Origin of the sequence: Actinophytocola sp. NPDC049390 (assembly GCF_044466355.1) — a bacterium.
Taxonomy (GTDB): domain Bacteria; phylum Actinomycetota; class Actinomycetes; order Mycobacteriales; family Pseudonocardiaceae; genus Actinophytocola.
The window spans coordinates 36,772-56,574 of record NZ_JBITMQ010000012.1; the positions used below are offsets into that span (position 1 = coordinate 36,772).

The window sequence follows — 19,803 nt, forward strand, 5'->3', positions numbered from 1 at the left end:
GCCGATGGGCTTCGACGTCGGTGGCTGGGCCGGACGGCTGTTCGACGACGTCTGTGACTTCTTCAGCAGCGACGACATGTGGCCACCGGACGAACCGGCGGACGCCCGCGCCTGTGGTGACGCGTGGGGCAGGGCCGGGGACGCGCTGCAGACCGTGGCCGACGGCATCGTCCAGTCGGCGAAGGACATCTTCCTGGCGTGGTCGGACAGTGTGGGCTACCAGTTCCACGTGAGCCTGCTCGCCTTCGGCAACGGCATCGGTGGCCTGGCAGGCAACTGCCGGGAACTGAAGGACTTCTGTTACCGCTACGCCGAGCAGATCGAACAGCAGCGATGGGCCGTCCGCCTGGAGATGATCATCAACGCGGCGTCGTACGCGCTCATCTTCACCGGCGCCGGTTCGATGGCCGGTGCGCTGGCGGGGGCGTTCGCCCGCAAGGTCGGCGCGCAGGTGATGGGGATGCTGGCGAAGAGAGCGGCCTCCCTCGGGATCAGCGCGGGGACCCGGTCCGCCGTGAAGACCGTCGCGCTGAAGGGCGCCGCCGTCGCCAAGCCGGTCGTGAACTTCGGCAAGGACGTCGTGGAGGAGGGCGTCGAAGAGGGCGTCATCTCCTACGGTTCCCAGAAGCTGGCGACCGGTGAGGTCGACTCCACGCAACTGAAGACCGACGTGCTCGCCGGGGTCATCGGCGGCGGGCTCGCGCACGTGCCGGGAAAGGTGGTCAACAGGGTCGCGCCGACGTTGACGGGCGACGTCAGCAAGCACGTCCGTGCGGCGGTCGGGGGTGGCGTGCTGAACGCGGGCACGTCACCGGTGGCGGGCGTCATGGCCCACGACATCGTCGAAGGCAACGGCATCAGCACCGACCTGGGCGTGTACGGCAGGTCGATCCTGGAGAACGGCGACGACGCCTTCCGGAGCGGTGTGTTGCGGGCCAACGGGAACGTGCTGGCCGGGCAGGTGGGCAGCCTCCCGCACATGCCCGCGAACGCCGACGTGCAGATGGGGCTGCTGGACCGGTTCGGCCCGGACGGCCCGCCGCCGAACCCGCCGCCCAACCCGCCGTCCGCGGCGGCGCCGGACGCGACCGTGTCGGCCGGTTCCTCGGGAGCGGCCGACAGCGGTCTGACCGGCGACGGTGCGAGCGGGACGTCGGGACTGCAGGGCACATCGGGCAGCCTGGGTGCGGTCGGTGCGGGAAACCCCGGGACGACCGGGACCACCTCGGGCGGCGACGGGTCGGCGCGTGCGAGTGCCCCCGGCAGGGCCACGGCGCCCGGTGGGGGCCACGACGCCGGTCCGGCCAGGAGTTCGTCCACACTGGACGCACCGGCCTCCGAAGTGGACACGGAGACCACCGACCCGGCCGGAACCGCCGGGAACGACAGTGCCGGTGAACAGGCGGACGGCACGAACGGTCAACCGGGGACCGGTGAGCGGTCTGCCGAGCACACCGGGGACACCACCGGCCAGCAGACCACCCAGCACCAGGACTCCGAACAACAGCGACAGGGCGAGCAACAGGGCCAGCGGCACACGACTCTCGCAGCCGACGCCGAGTCGACGGGCCCCGCACAGTCGTCCGACACCGGCGGTCAGACCGATGCCGCCGCCGGTGTGGCGTCACCTCCGCCCGCGACGACCCAGACAGGTCATGCGACGCACCATGCCCGCGGGCGGAAGGGTGGGACGGACACCTCGGCCGCCGGGGAACCCCCGGCGACGACCGAGGCTGCCGAGGACGTCACGCCGGAACCCGGGACACGTCCGCGAGACGGCGGGCCCGTCGAGATCACGGCGTCGGCGTGGCAGGGGATGCCACCACAGGTCCGGGACGCGGTCACGGAACTGTTCGCGCGCCAGGAGACCTCGCAGGTGGTGCGGAACACCGTGGCCCGGCTGGTGGGCACGCCGGTGGCGGACACCACCAAGCTGGAGATCATGGCGATGGCGAACAGCCGTCCGGACGCCGTGCTGAACGCGCTGACCGACATCGCCGAGCGGGCCCCCGGCGCCGTCGACGGGGCCATGGAGATGGCCAGGAGGAACCGCGCCTCCGCCAACGACGGCATCCGGCGGCTCCGGAACGCCGTCCTGCGCGGGAACGGGACCGCACCGGCGACCCAGGCCGACGAGGAGTCGTCGGCGCCGACCGAGGCCGCGCCAGTCGCCACCGCTGGGCGGCCGGGCACCCCGGGGTTCGGCGCCGCTCCCGACGGCATCGCGCCGGACGTGTGGCGGAGCCTGTCGCAGGACGTGCGGGACGCGATCCACACGCTCCTCGCCAACCCACCCGCTCTGACCCACGAGCAGATGGGGGTGTTGAAGGAGCAGGTGGCCAGGCTCGCGGGGCTGAACGTGCCGAACGAGGTCAAGCTGGAGGTGGTGCGGTACGCGGACCGGTTCCAGCCCGCCGACGGACTGCGGTCGCTGATCAACCTGGCCGAGAAGGGGCACGGCTCACTCGCCTACGCGACCGCCATCGAACTCGCCAGAAGGCACCCCAGGCGCGCCAACTCGCTGGCCCGCCGGATCTGGGAGGCGTTCGACCGGCCAGGAGCCACGGCGCTGAACAGCCTTCTCGCGAAACTCGGGCGGCCGTCGCCGGCACCCCCGGAAGGCGACGAGACGCCGGACGACGCCCGCGAGGAGACCGAAACCACCGCTTCCGGCTCGGGACCGGACGGGTCCGCTCCCGACGAGACGGAGGCGTCGGCAGGGGCCGGCGGCCCGGAAACGACGGCGGAGCAGGACGCGGGCGGCGCGACCACGCCTTCCGCACGCGCCGACGTCCCGGCGCCGGACCGGACCACGCTCGACGGCATCGCGAACGGGCTCGCGAGCGCGGCGGACCAGGCGGCACACACCTTCCACGTCAGGCCGTTCCAGGACGGCCCTGTCGCCGACGAGGCGGCGAAACCCGTCTACACGGCGCTCGTGGCCGCGCGCCAGGCGAGCCGGGCCCGCCGGGAGGCGCAGCGGGACGGTGCCATCGACGCCATCGTCGAGAAGCTGCGGACCGCCGAGCGGGCCGCGTGGGACGACTACCGCACCATCCGGGACAACGCGGCGGACCGGGTGGTGAACGCGCTGTTCCACGGGGCTCTCAACCGTGCGCACGACACGCTGCTCGGGGACCTCGCGACGGACCACCGGCTGCGCGCGTCCGGCACCGGTGTCGTGCTGGAACACCGGTCACCCGACGGCGCGTGGCACCTGGTCCACACGTTCCCGGCGGAGGTGCGGCCCATCGGGATCGGCTCGGACATCTGGTACGGCCTGCCCGGCCCGGTCCGCGCCGAGATCGGCGACGTGCGGACGCGCCTGGGGCCCGACGCCCTCCGCGTGCTGGCCGAACTCGCCGTGCGAGTGCCGGGCAGCACGGCGTTCAGGGTGGCGCTCGAACTCGCCAGGCACGTGAACACGACCGGTCTGGTGGTCGAGTTCGCCGCACTGGCGGCGGACGACCCCGCGGCGCTCGACGCCCGCCTCGCCGAGGTCGGGGTGCGGTCGTTCCGCGCCACCGCGCGGCCCGAACCGGCGGGCACGCCACCCAGGGGGATCTCCGCGGCGAACTGGTCCGCGCTGTCGCAGGACGCCCGTGACGCGGTCAGCGACGTGTTCGCCGGAACACCGACCGGGCAGGTCCGCGGGGCGATCTACCAGGTCGTCAAGTCGAGGGACCTGACCGCCGACGTGAAGGCGGACATCCTCGCGCGGGCACGTGACCTGCCCGCCGACGTCATGAACACCGTCCGCGAGATCGCCGAGGACGCCCCCGGTTCCGTCGCGAGCGAAACCGCCATCGAGGTCGCGCGGACCGACCCGGCCGACTCCCACGGCCACATCGGACAGATCAAGGCGCTCCTTCCCGGGCCCGCCAAGGAACTGCGGGAGTACCTCGACGAGCACGGGTTGTCGCCTGCCGAGACCGTCGTCGGGCTGCCGCCGGTGGACGACGTCGCCGCGGTGCTCGTCGCCCGGGGGCGGGCCGACACCGCCGGCACGATCGGGACACTGCCCCGGAAGCTGAGCCGCGACCTGATCGCGGGATACCTGGCGAACATCGCCGCGTCGGTGACCGGTACCGAGATCGCCGCGGCGGACCTCGCCGAGCGGCTCGCGGCGATGACCACGACGCAGCTGGACACGTTCTGCGTCCAGGTCGCCAGGGTCGCCGCCCGACCCACATTGACGACCGCGGCCAAGGGCAACCCGGCCGACCCGATCACTCCGGCGCGGGCGGGCGCGACCCCCGCAGGCCGGACCCTCGTCCAGGAGGCCGGCGTCGTGCACCGCAAGCTGGAACAGCTTGCCGGGCACGACGTCGACGTCTCCGAGGCCAGGAAGACGCTCGACGGGGTCATGAGCAACGTCGACCTCCACCTGTGGGGGAACGACGGCGTGATGTCGGAGCACGCCCTGAGCAGAAGCGCGAAGACGTTGCTGGGCCTGTTCTCCGAGGCCGACGCGGCGCTCGCGCTCATCGAGATGCCGCAGCACCTGCGCGACGAGCTGGGCCTCACGGATCTCGACGTCACCGGTGTGCGCGTGGGCAAGGACCCGGACGCCGACATCGCGGCGACCCTCCCGGACGGCCGCGAGGTCCGGATCGAGGTCAAGGACTACCACGCGTTCTCGGTGGGGGACGACCAGTACCAGGGCATCTCCGGCCAGTTCGGCGACCACCGCGCGGCCATGCCGGCCGACGGCGTGCTCATCGTCCTGCTGACGAACGACGAGATGACGGTCGCGGAGCGGGAACGGGTGCGCCGCCAGACCGTGTTCCCCCGCCCCGGCGACCGCCACGTGGTCGCGGACGCACTCGTCGCCGACGGCGCGGACATGGTGCTGCGCTACGACGGCTTCGACACGTTCAGCGCGCTGTCCGGGGAGATCCCGCCCGCACCGAACAAGAACGACGACGGCGACCCGCCGAATGACCCGCCACCGCCGACCGGTCCGCCCGAGGAGGGCCCGCCTCCGGGTGATGCCGGACCCGATCCCGCGGATGGGAACGCGGATGGGAACGCGGACGACCGTCCCGCCGGTGAGATCGCCGCGCCCGAGGCGATGCCGCTGCTGTCCAGGGTCTTCCTCCCCGAGCGGCACTCGGCGCGGCTCCGCGGGATCGGGCAGGCCGTGTTGCGGGGCGCCGACCGGATCGCCGGGATGCGGGCCGTCACCCCGCTGCCCGGCGACAGCGGGGCATACCGGATCCACTACGGCGAGGGGCAGCACGACAACTTCGTTGCGACCGTCGAGGTCGCCGACCTCGGCGACACGGTGGCGGCGCGGCACACCACGGACTTCCGGGGTGACGTCCGGATCGTCGTGTCCAGCCGGGCCAGGCCCACCGCGGTGCCGCTGCTGGTCGCCGCGGCGCTCGCGGAAGCCGAGGCGGACCGGGCCGGCGACGGCCTCGCGACCGACGACGTCCTCGTCCGGGGCAAGACGAGCGGCGATCCGCTGTTGAGCGTGCGCGACAGGATGAACGCCGCCCAGCTGCTGGCCTGCGACCACCTGCTGCGGCAGGACCCGTTGCTGCGCCCGGTCCGGGCACAGCTCAGGGCCCTCGTCACGGAGATGGGGCTCGACCCGGACCAGAAGGGCAAGTCCGCCGACGTGGACGTGTTGCCCACGCGGGTGCGGACGGTGGTGGAACGGCACACCGTCGCGATCGACGGGCAGCTGCGCGTCAGGAGCTACCTGTTCAAGGCCCTCCTGTCCGAAGTGCCCGTCGCCGCGCTCATGATCGGACTCGCGTTCACCACGGCGTTGGTGCCCGGCGCGGTGGCGCTGACCGTGGTGTCGGCGTCGGTGGCGCGCGCCCTGGCGCACGCGTTGTTCGACCGGTGGGTGGCCATGCGTGAGGACCTGGCGACCGACGACTACTTCGGCGAGCGTCATGAGCAGCTCACGGCCGACGCCACCACGAACGACTCGCTCAGGATCCTGCGGGAGTTCGTGCTGGCGCGGAACCCGGCCAACGCGTTCGACGAGCACGTCGTCGCCCGCGACGGCACCACGCCCGTGGACCTCGGCGGGCACCAGCTCCGCCGCGTCTACGGGCTGCGCCGGGGGGTCGGCACGCTCGCCGCGACGTCGGCGATCGGACTGGTGCTGATCGCCAGTCAGGTCGTCGACCTGCCGAACCTGTTCTACGCGGTCGCCGGGATGCTCCTGAGCCTGACGGTCCAGAACCTGCTCGGGCCGTTCCTCGACGCCTACAAGCGGCAGGTCATCATCGCGTGGAAGGGGGCGAGGCAGAACGCTCAGCTGGCGAGGCTGAACGACATCCGGTCCGGTCGTGCGCCCGCGAGCGTCGACGAGGAGACGGACTACGTCGCCGCGGTCAGGAGGGACCTGGAGAAGGCCGCCGCCACGGTCGGCGCGCCGACCTGGCTCGGGTGGCTGTACTCCGACAGCGCCGCCGCGCAGCTCGGCAGGATCCTCCAGCCGCGAGCGCCGGAACACGACGTGGACCGCAACGTCATCGCCGACGAGCTGAGCAGGCAGTGGGAGAACGGCGGATTTCGCTCGGCGCTGGTCGCCGCACTCCTCGTGTGGAACCCGACCGTCGCGCACGCCGTGTTCGGCGCGGGTCAGGACGAGCGGGCCAGGCGCAAGGCCAACGAGCTCGCGACGGAGGCGGAACTCGACAAGGCGAACCTGGACGCCATCCTCGCCAACATCCGCGGGGAACCGGCGCCTCCCATGCCCGAGAGCACGCCACTCCAGACCGACCCCAGCCATCCGTCGGGGCTGCCGTCCGCGAGGTGGCCGACGCTGCTCGCGGCTGTCGGCCTGCTGTCGCTGAGCGTCGCCATCGTCATGGACGGCGCGTTCGGGCTCCACAACCTCCCCTGGTTCTACGCCGCGGGAGCGCTCGGCCCGGCCCTCGACGCCGTCGCCGACCGGATCACCACCGGGAAGGAACTGGCCGCCGGCGGCACCAAGACCGACCTCGCCAGGGCCGCGGCGGTCGGCATGCGCACGACGAGACAGGAAGCGTTCGCCGCGTTCTGGCAGGACGTGCGGAGCGACACGCGGTGGGACCGCGGTGTCGTCGGCGACCCGAGGTACGACGACCCGGCGGCCGGCGAGATCCGCGCCGCACGGGACCGGGCCTACTGGGCGCTCGTCGACCAGGTGCGTGCGCTGGCGGACGACCCGGCCACCAGGCACACGCCACCGGTCGAGCTGGCCAGGACCCTCGAGGACCGTGTGGTCGCGTTGCACGGCATCGACGGCAAGGTGGAGAAGTGGATCCGGGTCAGCGGTGTCGCGCACCGCGGCCAGGAACGGGCGGAGCGGGTCGTCCGCGACGAACTGATCGCCGCGATCCGGAAGTACAACGAGATCGACGGGATCACGGCCCCGATCCCGACGGCGGCGCTGTTCGAAGGCGGCGGCACCGACGGGGTTCCGTTCACCGGCCTGCCCGTGCTGCCCGCGGGCACGAACGGGCAGGCCGCCGCCGTGACCCTGGACCGGCACTTCCGGCACCCGGGCGTGCCCTACCAGGCCCCAGCGGACCTCACGACGCACGCGGGCAACACGGCCTGGGACGACCGGGTCGCCGCGGCGGCCGGGGTGCCGGGCCAACGGTTCCAGACGGTCGGCACGGTCAACGACGTCGTCGAGCGGCTGACCGGACTCGGCGCGGGCAGCCGGGCGATCGTGCACGTGCGGCAGAAGGACGACAACGGTGTCGCCGTGCCCGGGCACCTGATCAACGCGGTCAACGTCGGTGGCACGGTGCACTTCCTCGACGCGCGGACCGGCGCACCCGCCGACCTCGCGGCGCTCGGCGGTGACGTCTCGACGACCGGGCCGGGGGCGCGGACGCCCGGCCGCGCGCTGTTCGACAGCCTGGCGGTGCTGATCACCGAGGACAACGGCGAGCACGGCGCGGAACGGCTGCCCATGGGCGCGGTGAGCCACACCAGGGGCAGGGCGAGCGCGGCCGCCCGTGCGGTCGGGCAGCGGGTGGGCGCGGTCGCCCGCGACGGCGTCGCGGGCAGCCTGCTGACCGACCGGGCCGCACCCGGGCTGACGGCGCCCGCGAACCCGCACAGCGTGCCCGAAGGGCTCGGCAGGATCGCGGCCGTGATCAACCCCGGCAGGCACCTTCCCCCACCGGCCAACGCGGCGGCCCCCGACCCGTTGCCTGCCATCCGTGCCTTCTCCGACCAGTGGGACGAGGAGGAGCTGCCGGAGCCGGACCACACCGACCTCGCGATCGCGAGGGACATGGCCGAGTTGGCCGTGGTCCTGCTGCGGGAGTCCGCCGGGCACGACGTCACCGGCACGCCCGAGTTCCGGAGACTGGCCGACCTGCTCGGCCGGCCGGACGCCCCGCCCACCGAGGTGCGCGACGCCATGGCGGCGTTGGCGGTGGTCGTGATGCTCGCCGATGGTGTGGTACCGCGCGACAACGGTGTGTCGATCCCGTCGCCGGACGAGAAGCCCCGCGCTACCGTCGGCCAGGCGGACGAACAGGGGAGGGAGAACGTTGCGTCCACTGTGGATGGCCCTGGCCGCGGTGCTGGTGCTGACGGCGGTGGTGGTGGTCGTCGAGGTCGGTGAGCCGGACCTGGTGCCGGTCGGCTGGGCCACCGGGGAGGTCACCATCGTCGGCGAGCTGACCATGGACCAGGCCGGTCCCGTGCCGGACATGGTGACCGCGCACGCGACGATCAGCGCGGACCGGGCGGTCGTGCTGCCCGCGCTGGTCGTCCGGGTGCGGGACGAGGCGGGCCGCGACCACGACTTCCCGCGACGGGAGGACGTCGCGCTCGGGACCACGCCGACGGAGATCACGTTCCGGCGGGACCTCGCCGAGCCCGGGACCTACACCTACAGCCTCGCCTACTCCACCGGTGGTGCGTGGGTGGACCTGCCGCCCTGGCAGCGCGTCACGATCCGCTGACCGGCAGGGTCAGCTCGAAGATCGCGCCGCCCTCGTCGGCGTTGTAGACCGACAGCCTGCCGCCGTGTGCCTGGGCCACCCAGCGCACGATCGACAGGCCGAGACCCGACGAGCCGCCCGTGCTGGTGAACCGGTCGAAGGTCTCCGCCGCGGCCGCCGCGTCGATGCCGGGGCCGTGGTCGGCGACCGTGACCGTGCCGCCCGCGACCGTGATGTGCACGACCGCCGACACGCCCGGCTGGTGGCCGTACTTGATCGCGTTGTCGAGCAGGTTGCTGATCGCGCGCTGCAACAGCCCGGGGTCGGCGTGCACCATCGTCGGCGCGGCGACGACCGTGACGTGCGCGCCGTGGTCCGGGGTCTCCTCGACGACGGTGGTCACCAGCTGGTCCAGCCACACCGGCTGGATCGCGAGCCGTTCCACCCCGGCGGCGAGCCGCGCCCGCACCAGCAGGCCGTCGATGATCCCGCCCATCCGCGCGGACAGCCCGACCACACGCGGCACCAGCTCGGGGGCGCGTGCCGGGTTCGCCTGCGCGCCCTCCGCCAGCGACCGCAACGCCGCCACCGGCGTGCGCAGGTCGTGCGCGGTCTCGGCGAGCAGCACCTCCTGCTGCTGCAACGCGTCGGCGGACGGCCGGATCACCCGGCCGGACAGCACGTGCGCGCCCGCGCCCAGCACCCCGACGAGCACCACCAGCGCGCCGACGACCCACCACACGAGACGGTCGTGTTCCTCCTGCTGCGGGCCCATGTCGGCGACCGCCACGATCGCGCCGATCGCGGTGCGGTCCGGTGCGTACAGCGGCTCCACCCGAACCCGGACCAGCTCACCGTTCGCGCCGCGCTGGTAGCCGGTGGTCGTGGCGCCCGAGCGGACCGCGGTGGTCGCGAGACCGCTGAGCACACGGGTCTCCACGGCCACGCACGCCCGCTGCGACAGGTGCGACCGGAACGCGGGCGCGCCGCCCGGCATGATCGCGAACTGGGGACAGCCCTTGTCCAGCTCGTCGCCGTTGACGTAGCTGAAGTCGATGGTGCCGTCGAACGAGACGAGCCTGCTCACGCCGGTGGTCACCCGGTGCAGCTCCGCGTCGACCGCGGCCACGCCCTGGTCGGCGTCGTCGCTGATCAGGTACCACGCGAACCCGATGAGCCCCAGCATGTTCGCCGCGGTGACGACCGCCGTCAGCATCCACCGCAGTCGCCGCAACCGGGCGGCGGCCGACCCCGTCACCGGGCGCCCAGCAGGAAGCCGCGGCCGTGGACCGTGTGGATCAGCTCGGGCGTGCCCAGCTTGCGGCGCAGGCGTTTCACCACCGCGTCGACCGCGTTGGGCGTCAGCTCGGTGTCGCTCTCCCAGCAGTGGTCGAGCAGGTCGCTGCGGGACACCACCTGCTCCACCAGCGTCAGCAGGTACTCGAGCACCGCGAACTCCTTGCCGGTCAACGACAACAGGATCCCGGCACGGCGCACCTCGCGGCGGGCGCAGTCCATCTCGAGGTCGGCGAGCCGCAGCACCGACGGTCGCCCGCCCGCCCGGCGGCACAGGTTCTGCACCCGCGCGGTCAGCTCCGCCGACGAGAACGGCTTGACGAGGTAGTCGTCGCCGCCGTGCTCGAACCCGGCCACCCGGTCGGCTGGCGCGTCCCGGGCGGTGAGGAACAGCACCGGCACCCCCCATCCCTCTCTGCGTCGCATGTGGACGTAGGCGATCGCGTCCCCGTCCGGCAGCATCCGGTCGAACACCACGCAGTCGTGCCCGCCTGCGCGCAGTGCCTCGTGCGCGTCGGCGATGCTCGCCGCGGTGTCCACCGCCATGCCTGCCGCGTGCAGGGTCGCGGCCACCCCGACCAGCAGGTTCTCGTCGTCGTCGACCACCATCACGCGTGTCATAAATACCTCATGTCGTCAGTCCAGAGTGGCGGCATGCGGTTCCACGTACTCGGACCCCTCGAGGTCACCACGGCGAAGGGCGAGCCGGTCGAGCTGAACGCCGGCAAGCCCACCACGCTGCTGGCGGTGCTGCTGCTGCACGCTAACAGCTGGGTCAACATCGACGATCTCATCGACGCGATCTGGCATGGAAAGGCCGCGCCCGCGTCGGCGCTGCGCAACCTGCGCAGCTACGTGTGGCGGTTGCGGCAGCTGCTCGGCGACCGGGTCGAGAGCCGGGCAGGCGCGTACCGCGTCGTGGTCGCGCCTGGCGAGCTGGACACCGACCGCGTCGACGAACTGGCCGCCGCCGCGCGGCACGCGCTCGACGCCGGTGCCCACACCGACGCCGCCGCGTACCTGAGCGAGGCGCTCACGCACTGGCGGGGTGTGCCGTTCGACCGGCTCACGGTGCCAGCGGCGGCGGCCGAGGCCGACCTGCGCGCGGAGCAGCGGCGGGAGCTGCGCACGTTGCTCGCGGGTTGCTGGCGGGCGCTGGACCGGTACGCGGACGCGACCGCCGTGCTGCGGGAGCTGCTCGACGACGACCCGTTCTGCGAGCGGACGTGGGCGACGCTGGTCCGCGTGCTGCACGCCGCGGGCCGTCCCGCGCAGGCGCTGGCCGCGTTCCAGCAGGCCAGGCGGATCATCGTGGCCGAGCTCGGGGTCGAACCGGGGCCCGCGCTCGTCGCCGCGCAGCGCGAGGTGCTCGGCCCGGCGGGCCGCGACGCCGGACCGGCTCCCGCGCCGCGGGCGAACCGCGGCGGCACCGAGGGCAGGCAGAGCATCGAGCAGGTGATCGCGTCGGCGGAACGCGAGGTGCTGATCATCAGCTCCGGCGCGAACACCGGCCCGGTCGGCGCGTTCCGCAGGCTGCACCAGGACAACGCCGAACGCGGCGTGCGCTACCGCGCGGTGTTCCCGGACGCCGAGCGGCTGTCCGGCAAGGTGACGGGGCTCGCGCTGGCCGGTGCGCTGGTGCGTACCGACAACACCGTGCCCATGGAGGTCGTGGTGATCGACGGGTCGGTCGCGCTGCTGCCGGTCGACGCGTCCGGTGTGGACGGTGACGGGGTGGCCGTGCTGCGGCTGCCCAGCGCGGTCGGCGCGACGGTCGAGCTGTTCGAGCGGATGTGGTCGGCCGCGGTGGTGCTCAACCCGGTCGACCTCGACGAGGAACCCGAGTACGGCGGCCTGACCACACGGGAACGCGACCTGCTCGCCCTGCTGTGGGCCGGGTACACCGACGGCTCGGCGGGCGCGAAGCTGGGCATCTCGGTGCGGACGGTGCGCCGCACGGTCGCCGACATCATGAACCGGCTCGGCGCGCGCAGCCGCTTCCAGGCCGGTGCCAAGGCGGTCGACCGCGGCTGGCTGCTGGTGGCGAGCTGATGAGCCGCACCCTGCCGGTCGCGGCGCGGCCCGGCGCGTACCCGACCATCGCGCACGCGCTCGCGGACGCGGGCGACGACGCGGTGATCGCCATCGCCGCGGGCGTCTACCCGGAGACGATCGAGCTGACCGGCAGGCGGGTGTCGCTGGTCGCCGCCGAGGGCGCGGAGGTGGTGCTCGACGGCAGCGGCGCCGCGGGTCCGCTGGTGGTGGCCCGACACGGCGCGCTCACCCTGCGCGGCATCGAACTGGTCGCGGCCGCCGGCGCGGTCGACGCGACGGACGTCGAGCTGACCATCGACCGCTGCGTCGTCACCGGCGGGCGCGGCCCGGCGATCAGCGTGCGCGGCACGGCCGGGTTCGCGGTGACCGGCTGCACCATCACCGACGCGGAGCAGGGCGTGATCATCGAGAGCGCGCCGGGGTTGCTGGCCGACACCACGATCAGCGAGGTGACCGGCGACGGCGTGCTGGTCGGTGTCGGCGCGACGCCCGAGATCCGTGACTGCGTGGTGGACGCGTGCGGGCTGCGGGGCGTCTACGTCTACCAGTACTCCCGGCCGGTGATCGAGGGCTGCGAGGTGTCGAACACCGGCGCGGAGGGGATCGCGGTGGCCCACCACAGCTCCCCGGAGGTGCGGCGCTGCTCGGTGCACGACGTGCGGGGCGCCGGGATCGCGTTCGGCCCCGGCTGCGGCGGCACGGTGTCGGGGCACCGGCTCGAGAACACCGCCGAACCGGCCCTCGCGATCGCGGACGGCGCGACCACCGAGGTCGTCGAGGACCACAAGGCGGCCACCCAGCTCGGGCAGGGACTGGACGACCTGCTGTCCGACCTGGACGCCATGATCGGCCTGCCGACCGTGAAGGCGGAGGTGCGTGCGCTGGTGGACGAGCTGGCCGTCAACGACTGGCGGCGCAAGGCGGGGCTGCCGGTCGGCGGCGCCAGCCACCACCTGGTGTTCACGGGCGCGCCGGGCACCGGCAAGACGACCGTGGCCCGCGTGTACGGCAGGCTCCTCAAGGCGCTCGGTGTGCTGCCGAACGGTGAGTTCCGCGAGGTGTCCCGCCGGGACCTGGTCGGCCAGTACATCGGGCACACCGCGGAGAAGACGGCGCAGGTGTTCGAGCAGGCCATGGGCGGGGTGCTGTTCATCGACGAGGCGTACACGCTGACCAGGCAGGGCGCCGCGGGCGGCGACTTCGGCCAGGAGGCCGTCGACATGCTCGTGAAGCTGATGGAGGACCACCGCGACGCGGTGGCGGTGATCGTCGCCGGGTACACCGACGAGATCGCCGAGTTCATGACGGCCAACCCCGGCCTCGCGTCCCGGTTCGGCAAGACCGTCGAGTTCGAGAACTACGACCCGGACCAGATGGTCGACATCCTCGCGCTGATGGCGAAGGGCGGCGGCTACGACCTGGACCGCACGTCGTCACACGAGGTGCTGAGCACCCACTTCGCACGCATCGCGACCGACCCGCACTTCGGCAACGCCCGGGACGCGCGCAGGCTGTTCGAGGGGATGCGCACGGCCCAGTCGGGGCGGTTGCGCGGCATCGGCCGCATGCCGACGGTGGACGAGATGCGCGCACTGGAGCTGGCCGACGTGCTGGCGGTGATCGGCCGGTGATGATCGCTTAACGTTGTCCGTGTGCGGGTGATGGTGGTCGAGGACGACGCTGGGGTGCGGGACGGGGTGGTCGCCGTGCTGCGGGCCGCCGGGTTCGCGGTGGACACCGCCCCCGACCTGCCCGCCGCGGACGAGGCGCTGTGGGTCAACAGCTACGACTGCGTGGTCTTCGACCGCATGCTCCCGTCCGGCGACTCACTGCGCTACGTGGGACACCGCCGCGCCCAGGGCTGGCAGGTGCCGGTCCTGTTCCTGACCGCCCGGGACAGCGAAGCGGACAGGCTGGCAGGCCTGCGCCAGGGCGGCGACGACTACCTGGTGAAACCGTTCGCCGCGGCAGAACTCGTAGCACGGGTACGAAGCCTGTGCCGCCGCGTGCGACAGGACCGCCCATCGGTGTTGCGCTGCGCGGACCTGGAACTGGACGCGGCCCGCCACCACGTCACCCGCGCGGGCGTGGTGCTCACGTTGACCCGCAAGGAACTCCTGGTCCTGGAACGCCTGATGACAACCGTGGGCAGACCGGTGAGCCACCGCGAACTGTTCGCGTACGGCTGGGACGAGATGGCGGACCCGGAACTGAACGTACTGGCCCAAACAGTAAGAGGCCTACGCCGCAAACTACGCGACCCACCCCTGATCCACACAGTAAGAGGCATCGGCTACGCGATTACACCACCCCGCTAACGCCCCAAGATCACCACAATGGGAGATCCACGCTCACATACGAGCACAACACTCCCAAAACGTCGATCATGCCCAAAAGACAAGCCCCACCAAGGCGAAAGCCGACCACAAGGGGCTCCCTGCCATCCCGTCGACCTGGCAACGCCCGATCACGCCGCGCCGAGGGACCCCAAAAAGCCAAAGGCACCACGTTGCCAAGCTGGGGTCCCTCGGCGCGGCGTGATAGCACGAAGTGAGGTCGACGGGATGGCAGGCAGACCCGCACCCAACGCAAGAAAACCTCGAAACCCCCAGGCCATCCTGGAGACCTGCCCCTCCGGCGAGGAGCCGCCGGAGGCAAGAGCCCCGGACAAGCGCCGCCGCCGGAGGTAAAAGCCCCGGACAAGCGCCGCCGGAGGCAAGAGCCCCGGACAAGCGCCGCCGCCGGAGGTAAGAGCCCCGGACAAGCGCCGCCGGAGGCAAAAGCCCCCGTACGAGCCGACCCCCCAACGAGTCAAGCCAACGAAGTCACCCCACCGGGAAGCGTCGCGGCGACCCCACGAACGTGCACCCCGTCCAGCCGCCGAAGCACCACCCCGACCTCGTCGGCAAGCCGAGCCATGTCGACGACAGCCGCCTCCAACGCCTCCGGCTTACTGGTGGCGACCCGCAACACGGCAGCCACCACCGGCACCCCCACCGGCGAAACCGGATCATGATGCGCGGAACAACTCAACGTCACCGCCGTGTCCGGCGCCGCGGCCAGCAACCACCGCACGAGCCGAGCGGCAGCCGACGGATCCAGATCCCCCCAGCCGTCGACAGCGAACGTCGCCTGCCGAATGGGACCGCTGTGCCACGACCACCACTCCTCCCGCACCCGCCCACGACCAAGGTTGACGTGCGCGAGCGCCGCGTACGAGCGAAGCGTCTCCTCCTCGGTCAACATCCGCAACGGCAACCCGGCCCGCCGCCGCACCCGCCGCACCACGTTGGCGAGCGCCGCCCGCACGTCGTCGTCGGTCCACACCTCGGCCGTGCGCAGCGCCTGCAACGTGAGCCACACCCTCGGCGGCTGTGACCGGTCGACACTCGCGTGGTGCACCACCTGCACCGCGTAGGCGAGCGCCTTGTCGGCGTCCGGCAGCAGGTCACGCGGGGCCGGCACGGGCGGACCCGACTCGGGCCGCAGCACGGTCGCGACCCCGGCCGCGTCGCTGACGACGAACGCCCGCGCGTCCCCGATCATGGTGTGCGCGCACCGCGCACCGGGCCGCAGCAACCGCAGCAGCGCCGCGCCCACGTGTTCGCCGGGCAGGTCGGCGACCCGTTCCCGGAACAGGAACCGGCCCGCCACCACCACCCACTGGCACAGCAACCGCCCCCGCACCCGGACCGCCGCGAACGCGCCGAGCACGCCACCGGCGCAGGCCACGCCCGCGATCGCGGGCCATGACCGGTCGAGCGTGAGCAGCACCAGCACGAGCACCAGTTCGCCGACGACGATCGGGAGCACCACCCGTCTCGGCCGCCGCGCCGCGGGCCGGGGTGGCGCGGACGGCCGCACGGCGGCCGGGACGCGGAGCGGCGGCGGGGCGGGGGACGGCGGGGCGGTCGCGGCGGCGGGCGGGGGCGGGCCGGCCACCGCCGCCGCGACCGGTACCACTGACACGGCTCGCAGCACCGAGGGTGCGGCGGCGGGCGGCGCGATCGCGGTGCGTGGCGGTGCCACCGGCCCGGGCTCGGCCTGTTCCCGCGATGCCTGCCGCCGCGGTGGTGGCACGGCTGCCTGTCCTGTCACCGGGCACCTCCTCGAGCGCGTGCTGCTGGCCGGTCGGTGCGAGGTTCGCACGTCCCGGCGGCGCCGCGCGCGGCTCGTGTATCCGCGATGTACCCGCCGTGGCTAGCGTGGTCCCCATCAGGCAGGCCCCGTGTGCCCGTACCCGTTTCCCCAGGTCACGACCGGCGGCCATAAATGGCCGCTCCCCGTGACCTTGTCCGTGTCCTCGTGCCGGTGTGGGTTGGTGGCGTGGAGTCGCACAGGGGGCTCGGGGCGTGCACGAGGGTGAGCCAGGGATGGTGTCATGGGTGAGGAGCGGCGCGGTGGTGCGCGGCACCGCCGGTTGACGATCACGGCCGTGATCGTGGGCTGTCTCGGACTGCTCGGCGTCGCCGTGTTCCGGGAGGCGCCCGCGTCACAGGCGGTCGAGTTCATCCCGGTCGGCCACTGGGTGTACCACGTGGCCGACGAGTCGGCGTACCACGTGGACGGTTCGACCGGTCAGGTCGACGCGCGGGTGAGCGTCCCGGGGGCGGAGCAGGACAGCCAGGTGGCGCAGGGCGACGGGTCGGGTTTCGTGGTGGAGCGGAAGCGCATCACGATCTTCGACTCCTCGACGCTGCACGTCGAGGACGCCGTCGACGCGCCGGCCGCCGAACGGCCCGTGGTGCTGGAGGTCGCGGGCGGCCCGTACCTGGTGTACCGCAACGCGGGCCAGGTCGTGCGTCTCGGTGACCCGATGGCCACGGTCGCCGCGGGCGGGCCGGTGACCGACCCGGTCGCCACCCGCGACGGGACCGTGTGGCTGCACCGCATCGACACCGGCGCGCTGTGCACGCTGCCGCGCGGCGCCACCCGGCTGTCCTGCCCGGCACGGGTGGAACAGCGGCACCAGGGCAGGCTCACCGTCGTCGGCGACCGGGCGGCACTGGTCGACACGACCGCAGACACCGTGAGCCTCGTCCACGACGACGGTCTGGGCACCACCCGGCCGCTCGGGTTCGACGCGCCGGCTTCGGCGCGGGTCGCGGCATCCGACGCAGGGGGTCGGCTGGCGCTGCTGGACACCGAGCACGGCACCATGCACCTGGTGGACACGGCCGGTCTCGACGGCCGCCCGGAGTCCGCGCCGGTCGAGGTGGAGCTGCCCGCCGACGGCGAGTTCGTCGGCCCGGTCGCGGCGGCCGACGTGGTCGCGGTGGTGAACACGGCCGGCAACGAGCTGCTGACCTACGACAGCACCGGCGAGCACCGGGAGACCACGCGGCTGCCGGACAAGGAGGGTGAGCCGCGCCTGGTGTCCGGTGAGGACGACCGGATCTACGTGGACAGCCCCGACGGGTCGCACGTGCTCGTGGTGGACGGCTCCGACGGCTCGGTGCTGGACGTGCCGGTGGTCGTCGACGATCCCGAGTCCGGCGAGGAGCCCGGGGCGAGCGAGGAGGAGCCGGACTCCCAGGCGCTGCCGCAGGGCCCGCCCAGCACGGAACGGCCCGCCGACGAACCGCGAAAGCAGCGGGAGGAGCCGCGCCGCGAACGCACCCCGGCCGACGAGCCGCCCGCCGACACGCCACCGCCGGTGGTCGCCTCGGCCACCCCACCCGGTGCGCCGGGTGCGGTGTCGGCCGTGGCGGGACACCGGTCGGCCACCGTGCGGTGGCGCGCGGCCGCCGACAACGGCGCCCCGGTCACCGCGTACCACCTGTCGTGGCCGGGCGGGTCGACGCGGGTGGCCGGTTCGGCCGGGCAGGCGACCGTGACCGGGCTGGCCAACGGCACCGCGTACGCGATCGCCGTGGCGGCGGAGAACTCGGCGGGCCGGGGACCGGCGGTCAGCGCGGCGGCGGTGATCCCGTTGCGCGCGGCCGCGGCACCTGCGGTGAACATCCCCGCCCAGTTCGGCCTCCAGCCCGTGACATGGAACCGGCCGGAGCTGTACGGCGGCACGCTCGTGCACTACGTGGTCAGCGTGACCGGTCAGGCCGACCAGACCACGGCGGAACCCAGCCTCACGCTGACCAGCTTCGCCAACTCCGGGGCCACCGTCACGGTGCGCGCGGTGACCAGGTTCGGTTCGCGGACGGTCACCGGCGAGCCCGGGTCGGCCACCGTCCCGAACCCGGTCGACTTCCCCAGCGTGAAGATCACGCGGGTGGCGTGGGTGGTGGCCGGGGGCGACCGGCTGGCCGTCACCGTCGACGTGACCGCCGAGTCGACCCCGACGTGCGAGGTGAGCGTCGTCGGCGGCGGGAACGCCAGCGGACCGTGCTCGGGCACCACCACGTTGACCGTGCCCGGGGTGACGGCGAACCCGGCGACCGGCGCGGTCCAGGTGTCGGTCACCGCGTCGACCACGTCCGGCTTCGCGAGCGTGCCCGTGTCGTGGCTCGGCACGCCAGAACCCGCAGGGGGTGGCGGTGGCGTCGTCCTGTGGCTCGGGCCGGGTGTCCTGGCCGCGAGCCACTGGTGGACCAACCGGCGCCGACGAGAGGAGCGCACGCGATGACCCCGACACCCGGTGCCGCGTACCAGCGGATCGCGGACAACGTGCAGACGGTGATGCGGGGCAAGCCGGAGCTCGTGCGGCTCGCGGTGGCCGCGCTGTTCGCCGAGGGGCACCTGCTGATCGAGGACGTGCCCGGCGTCGGCAAGACCACGCTCGCGAGGTGCGTCGCGGCGAGCATCGGCGGCAAGTGGAACCGGATCCAGTTCACCCCGGACCTGCTGCCCGGCGACGTCACCGGCGTGATGGTGTACCACCAGAACACCGGCGAGTTCCGGTTCCACCCCGGCGGGATCTTCGCGAACGTGGTGCTGGCGGACGAGATCAACCGCGGCACCCCGAAGACGCAGGCGGCGCTGCTGGAGGTGATGGCCGAGCGGCGGGTGACCGTCGACGCCACCTCCCACCCGGTCCCGCGGCCGTTCCTGGTGGTGGCGACCCAGAACCCGATCGAGCTGGAGGGCACCTACCGCCTGCCGGAGGCGCAGCTGGACCGGTTCCTGATGCGGCTGCGGGTCGGCTACCCCGACCACGACGCGGAGCTGATGGTCGTGATGTCCGACTGCGCCGAGGTCAGCCCGGACGACCTGCCCGCCGTGCTGTCCGTCGTGGACCTCCAGCAGGTGATCAAGGAGGTGCGCCAGTTCCGCGTGGCGTCGGAGATCGGCTCCTACGCGGTGCGGCTGGCCGCGGCGACCCGCGCGCACCAGGCCGTCCGGTACGGCGCGAGCCCCCGCGGCAGCATCGCGCTCGTCCGTGCGGCACAAGGACTCGCGGCCACCCACGGCCGGAACTACGTGATCCCCGACGACGTCAAGGACGTGGCGCAGCCGGTGCTCGGCCACCGGCTCGTGCTCACCCCGGAGGCGGAACTCGCCCGTCGGCAGGTCAGCCAGGTCGTGGCGGAACTGCTCCGCGAGGTGCCCGCGCCGACGGCTGTCGCGGGGAGGTAGCGGG

10 protein-coding genes are annotated in these 19,803 nt (G+C 73.2%); 7 read left to right on the forward strand and 3 right to left on the reverse strand.

Annotation, left to right across the window (positions count from 1 at the left end; all coding sequences use genetic code 11):
- The first annotated feature begins 4 nt into the window (after window positions 1-4).
- A complete protein-coding gene (locus ACIBVP_RS29955; RefSeq protein ID WP_396109716.1) occupies window positions 5-8,593 on the forward strand; it encodes a toxin glutamine deamidase domain-containing protein in 8,589 nt (2,862 codons plus the stop codon).
- Entirely contained in the window at window positions 8,520-8,936 is a 417-nt protein-coding gene (locus ACIBVP_RS29960) for a hypothetical protein (protein WP_396109717.1), read from the forward strand. Before ACIBVP_RS29955 ends, ACIBVP_RS29960 begins: the two co-directional genes overlap by 74 nt.
- On the opposite strand, the gene ACIBVP_RS29965 is transcribed toward ACIBVP_RS29960, so the two are convergent.
- Together ACIBVP_RS29965 and ACIBVP_RS29970 are read right to left on the reverse strand one after the other, a co-directional pair.
- A complete protein-coding gene (locus ACIBVP_RS29965) occupies window positions 8,923-10,173 on the reverse strand; it encodes a sensor histidine kinase (RefSeq protein ID WP_396109718.1) in 1,251 nt (416 codons plus the stop codon). The genes ACIBVP_RS29960 and ACIBVP_RS29965 overlap by 14 nt on opposite strands.
- Complete coding sequence (locus ACIBVP_RS29970) at window positions 10,170-10,832, reverse strand: response regulator transcription factor (protein ID WP_396109719.1); 663 nt, start codon at window positions 10,830-10,832, stop codon at window positions 10,170-10,172. Before ACIBVP_RS29970 ends, ACIBVP_RS29965 begins: the two co-directional genes overlap by 4 nt.
- A 33-nt stretch (window positions 10,833-10,865) precedes the next feature.
- Here ACIBVP_RS29970 and ACIBVP_RS29975 point away from each other — a divergent pair, with 33 nt between their 5' ends.
- From ACIBVP_RS29975 to ACIBVP_RS29985, 3 genes are read left to right on the forward strand one after another with little or no spacing between them, the layout of a single operon-like run.
- Complete coding sequence (locus ACIBVP_RS29975; RefSeq protein WP_396109720.1) at window positions 10,866-12,263, forward strand: BTAD domain-containing putative transcriptional regulator; 1,398 nt, start codon at window positions 10,866-10,868, stop codon at window positions 12,261-12,263.
- Complete coding sequence (locus ACIBVP_RS29980; protein WP_396109721.1) at window positions 12,263-13,897, forward strand: right-handed parallel beta-helix repeat-containing protein; 1,635 nt, start codon at window positions 12,263-12,265, stop codon at window positions 13,895-13,897. Before ACIBVP_RS29975 ends, ACIBVP_RS29980 begins: the two co-directional genes overlap by 1 nt.
- Window positions 13,898-13,918: 21 nt before the next feature.
- On the forward strand, window positions 13,919-14,584 hold the full coding sequence (locus ACIBVP_RS29985; protein ID WP_396109722.1) for a response regulator: 666 nt from the start codon (window positions 13,919-13,921) through the stop codon (window positions 14,582-14,584).
- A gap of 493 nt (window positions 14,585-15,077) precedes the next feature.
- On the opposite strand, the gene ACIBVP_RS29990 is transcribed toward ACIBVP_RS29985, so the two are convergent.
- Window positions 15,078-16,364: a hypothetical protein gene (locus ACIBVP_RS29990; RefSeq protein ID WP_396109723.1), complete on the reverse strand. Its 1,287-nt coding sequence runs from the start codon at window positions 16,362-16,364 to the stop codon at window positions 15,078-15,080.
- A gap of 283 nt (window positions 16,365-16,647) precedes the next feature.
- Between ACIBVP_RS29990 and ACIBVP_RS29995 the strand changes: the two genes are divergently transcribed.
- Both ACIBVP_RS29995 and ACIBVP_RS30000 read left to right on the forward strand, forming a co-directional pair.
- Window positions 16,648-18,849 carry a fibronectin type III domain-containing protein gene (locus ACIBVP_RS29995; protein ID WP_396109724.1) on the forward strand — a complete coding sequence of 734 codons (2,202 nt, stop codon included), beginning with the start codon at window positions 16,648-16,650 and terminating at the stop codon, window positions 18,847-18,849.
- Window positions 18,846-19,799 (forward strand): AAA family ATPase, encoded by a 954-nt coding sequence (locus ACIBVP_RS30000; protein ID WP_396109725.1) that lies wholly within the window; start codon window positions 18,846-18,848, stop codon window positions 19,797-19,799. The genes ACIBVP_RS29995 and ACIBVP_RS30000 overlap by 4 nt, the downstream gene beginning before the upstream one ends.
- Window positions 19,800-19,803: the final 4 nt, after the last annotated feature.

Coding starts and splice junctions, on each gene's coding strand:
- ACIBVP_RS29995 (WP_396109724.1), top strand. CDS start 16,648: ATGGGTGAGGAGCGGCGCGGTGGTGCGCGGCACCGCCGGTTGACGATC.
- ACIBVP_RS29980 (WP_396109721.1), top strand. CDS start 12,263: ATGAGCCGCACCCTGCCGGTCGCGGCGCGGCCCGGCGCGTACCCGACC.
- ACIBVP_RS29975 (WP_396109720.1), top strand. CDS start 10,866: ATGCGGTTCCACGTACTCGGACCCCTCGAGGTCACCACGGCGAAGGGC.
- ACIBVP_RS29955 (WP_396109716.1), top strand. CDS start 5: ATGGGCTTCGACGTCGGTGGCTGGGCCGGACGGCTGTTCGACGACGTC.
- ACIBVP_RS29970 (WP_396109719.1), bottom strand. CDS start 10,832: ATGACACGCGTGATGGTGGTCGACGACGACGAGAACCTGCTGGTCGGG.
- ACIBVP_RS30000 (WP_396109725.1), top strand. CDS start 18,846: ATGACCCCGACACCCGGTGCCGCGTACCAGCGGATCGCGGACAACGTG.